Annotated in this window: 8 protein-coding genes; 3 read left to right on the top strand and 5 right to left on the bottom strand. The window is 67.8% G+C overall.

The window, feature by feature from the left end; genetic code table 11:
• Nucleotides 1–9: 9 nt before the first annotated feature.
• Nucleotides 10–1,290: a serine--tRNA ligase gene (gene serS / locus LQV16_RS21670; protein ID WP_229995923.1), complete on the bottom strand. Its 1,281-nt coding sequence runs from the start codon at nt 1,288–1,290 to the stop codon at nt 10–12.
• A 77-nt stretch (nt 1,291–1,367) separates the two neighbouring features.
• Between serS and LQV16_RS21665 the strand changes: the two genes are divergently transcribed.
• On the top strand, nt 1,368–2,432 hold the full coding sequence (locus LQV16_RS21665; RefSeq protein WP_229995922.1) for a diacylglycerol kinase family protein: 1,065 nt from the start codon (nt 1,368–1,370) through the stop codon (nt 2,430–2,432).
• A 25-nt stretch (nt 2,433–2,457) separates the two neighbouring features.
• On the opposite strand, the gene LQV16_RS21660 is transcribed toward LQV16_RS21665, so the two are convergent.
• The 3 genes from LQV16_RS21660 to LQV16_RS21650 form a co-directional block, all read right to left on the bottom strand.
• Complete coding sequence (locus LQV16_RS21660) at nt 2,458–2,679, bottom strand: hypothetical protein (protein WP_018774949.1); 222 nt, start codon at nt 2,677–2,679, stop codon at nt 2,458–2,460.
• A 94-nt stretch (nt 2,680–2,773) separates the two neighbouring features.
• Nucleotides 2,774–3,757 (bottom strand): prephenate dehydratase, encoded by a 984-nt coding sequence (gene pheA / locus LQV16_RS21655; protein ID WP_229995921.1) that lies wholly within the window; start codon nt 3,755–3,757, stop codon nt 2,774–2,776.
• A gap of 18 nt (nt 3,758–3,775) precedes the next feature.
• Nucleotides 3,776–4,102 carry a rhodanese-like domain-containing protein gene (locus tag LQV16_RS21650; RefSeq protein WP_229995920.1) on the bottom strand — a complete coding sequence of 109 codons (327 nt, stop codon included), beginning with the start codon at nt 4,100–4,102 and terminating at the stop codon, nt 3,776–3,778.
• A gap of 288 nt (nt 4,103–4,390) precedes the next feature.
• Here LQV16_RS21650 and LQV16_RS21645 point away from each other — a divergent pair, with 288 nt between their 5' ends.
• Nucleotides 4,391–5,863, top strand: coding sequence for an amidase (locus LQV16_RS21645; protein WP_229995919.1), 1,473 nt, complete (start codon nt 4,391–4,393; stop codon nt 5,861–5,863).
• 326 nt (nt 5,864–6,189) lie between these two features.
• Here the strand turns inward: LQV16_RS21645 and LQV16_RS21640 are convergent, their stop codons facing one another.
• Nucleotides 6,190–8,133, bottom strand: coding sequence for a sialate O-acetylesterase (locus LQV16_RS21640; protein ID WP_229995918.1), 1,944 nt, complete (start codon nt 8,131–8,133; stop codon nt 6,190–6,192).
• Between the two features lie 366 nt (nt 8,134–8,499).
• On the opposite strand from LQV16_RS21640, the gene LQV16_RS21635 reads away from it, so the two are divergent.
• Nucleotides 8,500–9,341 (top strand): alcohol dehydrogenase catalytic domain-containing protein (locus LQV16_RS21635; RefSeq protein WP_229995917.1); only part of this gene is annotated, 842 nt, incomplete at its 3' end.

The raw sequence follows: 9,341 nt of genomic DNA, 5'->3' as shown, positions 1-9,341 counted from the left end.
CGGGGGGGGTTAGAGGACGGGGAAGACCGTCATGCCGCCAAGGTACTTCTGCAGCGCGGCGGGGACGTTGACGGAGCCATCGGGGTTCTGGTGGTGCTCCAGGATGGCCACGATCCAGCGCGTGGTGGCCAGGGTGCCGTTGAGCGTAGCCACGGCCCGCGTGCCCTTGGGCGCACCGTCCTCGTTCACAACCCGTTCCCGGATGTTCAGGCGGCGCGACTGGAACGTGGTGCAGTTCGAGGTCGAGGTCAGCTCCCGGTACGCGCCCTGGGTGGGGACCCATGCCTCACAGTCGAACTTCCGCGCCGCCGAATTGCCAAGGTCCCCGGCAGCGGTGTCAATGACACGGTACGGGAGCTCGCACTTGGCCAGCATCTCCTCTTCCCACGCCAGGAGGCGGTCGTGCTCGGCGGCCGCCTCCTCAACCGTCGTGTAGATGAACATCTCCACCTTGTTGAACTGGTGGACCCGGATGATGCCGCGGGTGTCCTTGCCGTGCGAGCCTGCCTCGCGGCGGTAGCACGAGCTCTGGCCCGCGTAGCGGATGGGGCCGGCCGAAAGGTCCAGGATCTCGTCGGCGTGGTAGCCGGCCAGGGCCACTTCCGAGGTGCCCACCAGGTACAGGTCGTCTTCGGCGAGACGGTAGATCTCGGCGTCGTGCTTGACGTCGAAGCCGGTGCCCTGCATGGTTTCCGGGCGGACCAGGGTGGGCGTGATCATGGGGACGAACCCGGCGTCGATCGCCTGTTCCATGGCCATCTGGAGCAGTGCCATTTCCAGCCGGGCGCCGACTCCGCGCAGGAAGTAGAACCGGGATCCGGAAACCTTCGCCCCGCGTTCCATGTCAATGGCCCCGATCAGCTCACCGATCTCCAGGTGGTCCTTCGGCTCGAAGTCGGGGAATTCGCGCGGCGTGCCCACCTTCTTGACCACAATGTAGTCGTCCTCGCCGCCAGCCGGGACGCCGTCCTCGATCAGGTTGGGGATGGCGCGGAGCAGTTCCTCCTGGGCCGTTTGAGCTACATCGGCCTCGGCCGATGCGCTCTTGACGGAGGCAGCCAGAACCTTCAGCTCGGCGAGGAGGGCCTGCTTTTCCTCGCCCTTGGCCTGGGCGACCTTCTTGCCGTAGGCATTCTGTTCGGCCCGGAGGTTCTCGAACCGGATCAGCGCCGCTCGCCTGGCCGAGTCCGCAGCGATGATCGCGTCCACCACGGATTCGTCGGCGCCGCGGGCGCGCTGGCTGGCACGGAACTTGTCCGGATATTCGCTGAGGTCTTTTACGTCGATCACCAGACAAGAGTATCCAATCCGGCCACCGTTGCCGGGCAAGCCGGTCGGGGGCGCTGGCGGGATACTGTTGGATCACAATGCGCGACTGGCTGCTCTACCTCGTCATCGCTGGGGTCTTGGTCTTTGCCGCCTCCAGTTGGTGGGGGGTGCGCCGGCTCAAGGCCAAGCACACCCGCCCTGCCGTGTGGGAGGAAACCCACAGCCCTGGCACGGGCCGCCAGAAGGTTGCCGTGGTCCTGAACCCGATCAAGGCGAGATCGGCCGAGGCCCGGGGCCTGATTGAAGCCGCGTGCGCGGAGGCGGGCTGGCCGGCGCCGCGCGTCTTCGAAACCACCGCGGAGGACCCCGGCTTCTCGCAGGCGCGGGCGGCGGTGGCCTACGGGGCCGACGTCGTACTGGCCGGTGGCGGCGACGGTACCGTGCGTGTGGTGGCCGAGGTCCTTGCCGGGACGGACATCCCGATGGGCCTGGTCCCGCTGGGCACCGGGAACCTCCTGGCCCGCAATGTGCATCTGGAGGTGAACGACCTCCCCGGCAACGTGCAGGCCTCTTTGTTCGGACACCAGCGGTTCATCGATACGGCGCGGCTCACCTTGGAGAATTCACGCACCGGGGAATCCGCGCAGTACACGTTCCTCGTGATCGCGGGCATCGGCATGGACGCCGAAGTGGTCACTGACACCCTAGATGGCCTGAAGAAGGCCGTGGGCTGGCTGGCGTACACAGAAGCCTGGGTCCGGCACCTTGCGGGGCGTCGCAAGAGGGTCTCGATAGCGCTCGATGACCAACCCGAGCAGACCCGGAAGATCCGCAGCGTTTTGTTCGCGAATTGCGGCCTGATCCCCGGGGGAATCGACTTCATCCCGCAGGCCATGATCGATGACGGGATGCTGGACATCGTGGTGATGAGCCCGCGCAGTGCAATCGGCTGGCTGGCCATGTCCACAAAAATCGTGCTAAAGCACAAGAAAGACCTGCCGGTCATGACCTATTACCGCTCCGGCAAGATCACCATCCGATGCCCCGAACCTATGCCCACCCAGGTGGACGGCGATCCTTCCGGGGAGGCCACGAAGGTCGTCGTGGAAGTGGCCCCGGGATCCCTGCTGGTCCGGGTCAAGGACGGTATCAAAGGCGGCTAGGCGCCGACGGCGGCTGGAGCGAGGGCTAGGCGCTGGCGGCCTTCTTCGCCTCAGCCGCTTTTTTCGCCTCTGCTGCAGCCTTGGCGGCCCGGGCTTCGGACTGCTCCCGGATCATTGCCTGCTCCTCTTCGAAGCGCAAGCGGTCCGCGCGGTCGGCGTCGTCGCCGTCCCAGTCCTGGTTCTCAGCAGTCGGCTTGGGATTGACAATCATTCCCTGGCCGTCATTTTCTGTGCTGGTGCCTGACATGACCCGCTCCCTCCCGTAGGGGACTTCCCCAATATGGATCAGGCAAGCATACGCACAGTTGGGAAGTGGTGGAAGTGCGCCATATGGCATTTGCCTACGCTCTGGGCGAAGCCCCCGGGGTATATTCCGCCTCAGCAGATGCGCCGCCCAGAATGTCTTTCACCCACGCATGCGCGGCGCGGAATGCGTGGTCCGAGGTATGCGGGGCAACGCTGGTGCGGTGGCCGTCGGCACGCTCGTAGGAACCGAGGAAGCGTGTGGCCGGGCTGATCCGGTGCAGACCCGCGAGCGCGTCGGCCACCCGGGCGTCCGCCACGTGGCCGTCGGCGTCAATGCTGAAAAAGTAATGGCCCAGGTACTGCCCGGTCGGCCGGGATTCGATCCGGCTCAGGTTCACGCCGCGGGTGGCGAACTGGTCCAGGATCTCCATCAGCGCACCCGGCCGGTCCTCGGGCAGGGGCACCACCACGGTGGTCTTGTCCGCGCCGGTGGGGGCAGGCAATTCGCCCGGCCGGCCCACGAGCACGAACCGGGTGACCGCGCCCGGGTTGTCGCCGATGTTTTCCGCAAGCACCTTCAGGCCGGGCTGCTCTGTGGCCACTATCGGGGCGCAGATCGCGGCGTCGTAATGGACGCTGTCGCCGTCCAGCAGGCCTATGGCGGCAGCGGCGGTGGAAGACCCGGGGATATATTCCGCATTGGGAATATTAGCTTCAACCCAGAGCCTGCACTGGGCCCAGGCATGACCGTGGGTGGAGACGCGCCGGATGTCCCCGATTGCGACGCCGGGCCTGGCCACCAGGACGAAGCTGATGGGCACCAGGGCCTCCCGGAGGATCCTGAGTTCCTGGCCGGTGGCGATGGCGTCGAGGGTGGCCGTGACGCCGCCCTCGACCGAGTTTTCGATCGGCACCATGGCCGCATCGGCGGAGCCGTTCCGCACCTTGTCCAGCGCCGTGTTCACATTCGAGGACGGGATGCGGATGGCCTCGGCCGCGTCCGGGACCTGCATCAGGGCAGCCTCGGTGAAGGTGCCCTCGGGTCCGAGGAATGTGTAGGTGAGCGTTGGTGCGGGCATCAGTTCTTCCTTCTTCGGTTACAGGACGACCGGTTTAAGCCCGTTGTCGGACACCAAAGGCATGCCGGACTCGACCCACTGGTCCATGCCGCCGGCCACATTCACCGCGGAATATCCCATTCCGACCAGCCACTGAGTGGCCCGGTAGGAACGGCCGCCGGTGCGGCAAATAACATAGAGGTCCTCGTCCGGGTCAAGCTCCTCGACCCGGGCCGGCAGCTGGTCCATGGGAATGTGCAGGGCACCCTCGGCGTGGCCCGCAACCCATTCGTAGTCCTCGCGGACGTCCACGATCTTGGCACCATCGGGGATGCCCGACACGCTCACGGTCTGGAAGTCGCTCATGTTCACCCTTTCCGCAGATTTGAAGCTCCGATCCCAGCGTATCCCCCGCCGCTTCCAGCGCGCCCACGCCGGCGGCAGGTTACGCTTCTGGAGACCGCAAAGGAGACCTCATGGCAGCCCAACACCCCGCGGAGCGGTCCGTCCGCGGCCCCCGCCACGGGACATGCCCTCCCCTGAGCGCGAGCGCTGGGCATAATGCCATTGTGTCCTTCCGCAGTTCCCAAGAATGGGCATGTCCCGCGGGGATTCGGGCCGCGCGGCCCACGGAACGGCCGGGACCCCATCTCCTTGGCTGAGATCCACGAGCTCTCGGCCGTCGAGCTCCGCGATGCGCTCCGGTCCGGGGAACTGTCCGCCAGGCAGGCCACAGATCATTTCCTGGACCGCATCGAAGCCCACAATCGGCAGCTCGGGGCCTTCATCACCGTCACCGCGGAGCAGGCGCAGAAGGACGCCGCGGCAGCTGACCGGCTCCACGCCCTCCGGAGCCGGAACGGCGGCGCCTTGCCGCCGCTGCATGGGATACCGGTCGCGTTCAAGGACCTGACGGATGTGGCAGGGGTCGTTACCACGCATGGCAGCGCCGCACTGGAGCGTAAACCGGCGCTGGCCGACGGCGCACTTCCCGTCGCGCTCAAGACTGCGGGGGTTATCTCGCTGGGCAAGACCCAGGTCCCGGAGTTCGGCCTGACAGCCTACAGCGAGAACCGGGTCGCTCCGCCGTCGCGCAATCCGCATGCGCTCAGCCGCAGTTCGGGCGGCTCCTCGGGCGGCAGCGCTGCCGCCGTGGCCGCGGGACTGTTGCCGTTCGCCCCCGGGTCCGACGGCGGCGGCTCCGTCCGGATCCCGGCCGCGGCGTGCGGGCTGGTCGGGCTGAAGCCCGGACGTGGGCTCGTGCCGGCCGGGGAAAGCTCCGGCGATCCCGCGCAGCTCGTGGTTGCCGGACCGCTCGCCCGCTCCGCCGCCGATGCCGCCCTGCTGCTCGATGCCCTGATGCCCGGCGCGGCCCCGCACGGTGCAAGCCAAAGTGAGGACGGACCGGCCGCGGCAGGCCCGGCGGAGGCCGGATATCTCGAACTGACTGCCAGGGAGCCGCGCCGGCTGCGGATCGGGATAAGCCTCGACAGCCCGTGGCAATCGATCTTCCCTGTGATCCCGGACCCGGAGGCGCTCGACGCGCTGGCCGACGGCGTCGCGCGGCTTGAGGCGGCGGGCCACGAGACCTCGACTGCAGCGATTCGCTATGACAACCGCTACCCGGATGCCTTCACCACAGCGTGGACCGCCGGCATTGGCAGCGCGCGAATCGCGCCCCAGCGCGAGGCGCTGCTGACCCCGCTCACCAGGACGTTCCGCCGGCGCGCACAGCAGCGCAGTGCGGCCAAAGTCAACGAATCGGTCGGGTTCCTCCGGCAGTTCCAGCGGGACACGATCGCGCAGTACACCCCATGGGACCTCATATTGACGCCGGCCCTGGCACAGACACCCCGCCCGGTGGGCTGGTTCACGGGCGCGACCCACGGCGGGGGCTACTGGCCGGTCGCGGAATGGGCGGGCGACGCCGACGACGACTACCGCAAACAGTGCGAATACGCGCCGTGGTCGTCCATGGTGAACGTCTGCGGGCTGCCGGCGATCAGTGTCCCGGTGCACTGGACCGGCGGCGCCCCCGGTTCCGGCCTGCCGATGGGCATCCAGCTGATCGGGCCAATGGGTTCCGAGGGGCTGCTGCTGCAGGTGGCCGCCCAACTGGGGTTCTAGCCAAGGACCCGCCACTCACCGGGGACATGCCCAGTTCTCACGCCGGACACGGGACATTTTCGGAACGCAGGTCAAACAGGGGACATGCCCACCCTCCACCGTTGAGGACATGCCCATTCCCCGCGCCGCACCCGGGACATGTCCGGTGCTCATCGGGGACATGCCCACCCCTTGCCGCGGCCGCTGGACACAATGCCATCATGTCCACCCGCGGGCGCCAAGAATGGGCATGTCCCCCGGCCGGGCCCAGGAAGCCAGCCAGACACCTACCCCGTGGCACCCAGGAATCCAGCGGGCCGCCCTTCGTTCCGCGACGGATCGGCCCCCTACCCGCGGAAGTAGCCGGCGACGTCGGCGATGATCTGGACGGATCCGCTCGAGTTATTCGTAATCTTGACGTTGCCGTCCGGCCCCACCGGAACCACGGCCAGATTGGCGATCGTCTGGCCGCGCACGTAGAACAGGCTCGAGGCGTTCGGCGTGGGCGACCCCGAGCCGAACGCCGTGAGGAACCCGGTGGACTTTGCCTCGGTGGTCGTCAGGTTGACCACCACGGCGGCCACGGTTGTCGCGATTCCCTTGACGCCGCGCACGTGGAACGTCAGCGAGGCCCCGGCCGCGACGGGGCCGGAGGAGACCCGCGTGTCCAGGAAGCGCGTGGGGCTCAGGGCGCGGAGGGCGCCTGCCTGGACGGGTTTGCCGGGCAGGAAGTATCCCGCGACGTCAGCAATGACCTGCGCGGCCCCGGATGAGGTGTTCGACACCGTCACTTTCCCGTCCGTCCCGACGGGGACCACGACGAGGTTGGGCACGGTCTGCCCCGCCGAGTAGTTGACATTGGACGCCCTCGGCATCAAGGAACCCGCGGCGTACGCGGTCAGGAAACCGAAGCTCGCTGTCTGGGTCGCCGTGAGATTCAGGACCACCGCCGAGGCGTTCGTCGGGATCCCCAGCTTGCCACCGACCATGAAGGACACCGATTTTCCGCCGGCAACCGGCCCGGAGGACAGCCGCGTGTCCAGCAGCCGGGTGGGCGCCACGGAACTGAACGTCCCCGGCGACGACGGCTTGCCCTCGTGGAAATAGGCGGACACATCTACGATCAGATGCGCTGTCCCGGACGAGGTATTGGTGAGCGTCAGCCGGCCGTCCGCGCCCAGGGGCACCATGGCGAGGTTTGAAACGGTCTGCCCGGCAACGTAGTTCAGGTTTGAGGTGCCTGGTTTGTTTGTTCCGGAGGCGTAGGCGGTGATGACGCCGTACGACGTCGGCGAGGTCACCGTCAGGTTCACGACGACGGCGGACGCGTCGGCCGGCACGCCGCGGACGCCGGCAACGCGGAACGTTACCGACTTGCCCGCAGCCACCCGGCCCGGCCAGACCCTGGTGTCCAGGAATCGCGTCGGATCGATGGCAATGGCCCGGCCCGCACAGTTCGGCACTGCGAGATCCGGAGTGGCAATGCCGGACGCTTGAGTGTTCGCGATCGCCTTCCGATACGCGGAAAGGTATGACCTTCCCAGGTATTCGATGCCGGCCCGGGAGAAGTGGGTCATGTCCCCCGGATTCAGGGCGCAGGCCAGGGAGGGCGCGAAGCCGGTATAGGCGACGCGGCCCGGAGTCTGGTACTGGCTCTTGTCCACGTTGCCCCTGCCCGGAGTGGCCGCGATGCCTTCCGGCGACATCCGTCCCAGCACAAAGGGCAGCTTCGGCGCGGACAGCCGGTCGCGGAAGAAGGCAATGAGCTGGTCCAGCCTCGCACTGTAGGTGGCAGTGCTTGTGGCGGAGTTGCTCTCGCCCTGGTGCCAGAGGATGCCCTTGAGGCTCACGGTGTAGCCGGCCGTTTTCGCCGCCGCGATGCCGCTCAACGTCTGCTTGACGGCGAGCGTCGGCAAATCGAACTCCGGGGCCGAAGCCGCGCCGACGGCCCAGGTCAGGGTCCCCGGCAAGCTGGTGAATGCGGTGTCGCCGTGCGCGGCCGGGATGATGAGGACTCCGACGTCGGGGGGCTGGGTCTTCAAATACTCGCGGGCCATGGTCATCGCGGGGGAAATGCCGCTGGGCGTGTCGTGCATGTCCAGCGGGACGGAGGCAGAACGGAGCGTGCGGGTTTTGGCTCCGTACTGGAAGATCCGCGGGTCCGGCGCCGTGTCTGCCAAGCCAAGGATGGGGAGGCCCCGCCCGGACATGTTCGACTGCCCGGCGGCAAGAAAGACGTGAAGAGTGGTGACGGCGTTTGCGGCCTGCGCCGGCACGAGGCCCGCGATCATTAGGGCAGAAACCGTCAGGCCGATCAGGAAGCGGTGAAGCCACCGGCCGCGGGCCCAACTCGCGGACCTTCCTGGCGGGTCCGGTGCCCAGGGCCACCGGAGTGGCAACGGAACAGAGGCCGCTGTGGAGGAAGGCATTGCCCTCACCGCCGGCCTTGCCGAGTTCGGGGGACGACAAAGCTTTCCCCAAGCAGCCATGGCTCACACTCTGGCCCAGTCACCTTGAGGTTTTCTTGTCCTCCGCCACCCGACCCCGGCCCTCCGGCCGGCGTCAACGCCGCCGCCGTCGGGAAGCCCCAAATGGACGCTGGCTGCGGCCGGCGGCTATCGTTCACTCAAACCCGACCAGGCCGCGAAAGAGGATCAATGAAGATCACCGGTGCAGTACTTGAGGAAATCGGCCGCCCGCGCCCCTTCGCGGACTCCAGGCCCATCAGCATCTCCGAGCTGGAACTCGCGGCTCCCGGACCCACCGAGATCCTCGTCCGGATGGAGGCCGCCGGGATCTGCCACTCGGACCTGAGCGTTGTCGACGGCAACCGGGTCCGGCCGGTACCCATGCTGCTGGGCCACGAAGCGGCGGGCCGCATCGTGACGGTCGGTTCCGACGTCACGGACCTTCAGCCCGGCCAGCGGGTGGTCATGTCCTTCCTGCCCCGGTGCGAGAGCTGCGCGAACTGCGCCGAGGACGGCCGGCTGCCCTGCACGGCAGGCTCGCAGAGCAACAACGACGGAACGCTGCTGCACGGATCCAGGCACCTGAGCCGCGACGGCGAACCCGTCCACCACCACCTGGGCGTCTCAGGTTTCGCCACCCACGCCGTGGTGGACCGCGCTTCCGCCGTGCCGGTGGACGACGACATCCCCGCGGACATTGCGGCGGTCCTGGGCTGCGCCGTGCTGACCGGCGGCGGCGCGGTGCTCAACGCGGCCCGGCCCCGCCCGCAGGACAGCATCATGATCGTCGGTCTCGGCGGCGTGGGGATGGCGGCGCTCATCACCGCCATCTCCCAAGGAATCTCGCGGATCATCGCCGTGGACACGCTGGAGCAGAAGCTCGATCACGCCCGCCGCCTCGGCGCCCACGAGACATACACTCCGCAGCAGGTCCTCGAGGCCGGGGTTAAAGCCAGGTTCGTGATCGAGTGCGCGGGAAATCCGCGCGCGTTCGAAACCGCGTTCGCTGCGACCTCCCCCGGCGGCACCAC

This window comes from Arthrobacter sp. Bi26, assembly GCF_918697925.1.
Lineage (GTDB): Bacteria > Actinomycetota > Actinomycetes > Actinomycetales > Micrococcaceae > Arthrobacter.
The sequence above is the reverse complement of the archived record's forward strand: the minus strand, read 5'-3'. Positions and strand labels throughout refer to the sequence as shown.

Coding starts and splice junctions, on each gene's coding strand:
- LQV16_RS21665 (WP_229995922.1), top strand. CDS start 1,368: ATGCGCGACTGGCTGCTCTACCTCGTCATCGCTGGGGTCTTGGTCTTT.
- LQV16_RS21660 (WP_018774949.1), bottom strand. CDS start 2,679: ATGTCAGGCACCAGCACAGAAAATGACGGCCAGGGAATGATTGTCAAT.
- pheA (WP_229995921.1), bottom strand. CDS start 3,757: ATGCCCGCACCAACGCTCACCTACACATTCCTCGGACCCGAGGGCACC.
- LQV16_RS21650 (WP_229995920.1), bottom strand. CDS start 4,102: ATGAGCGACTTCCAGACCGTGAGCGTGTCGGGCATCCCCGATGGTGCC.
- LQV16_RS21640 (WP_229995918.1), bottom strand. CDS start 8,133: ATGATCGCGGGCCTCGTGCCGGCGCAGGCCGCAAACGCCGTCACCACT.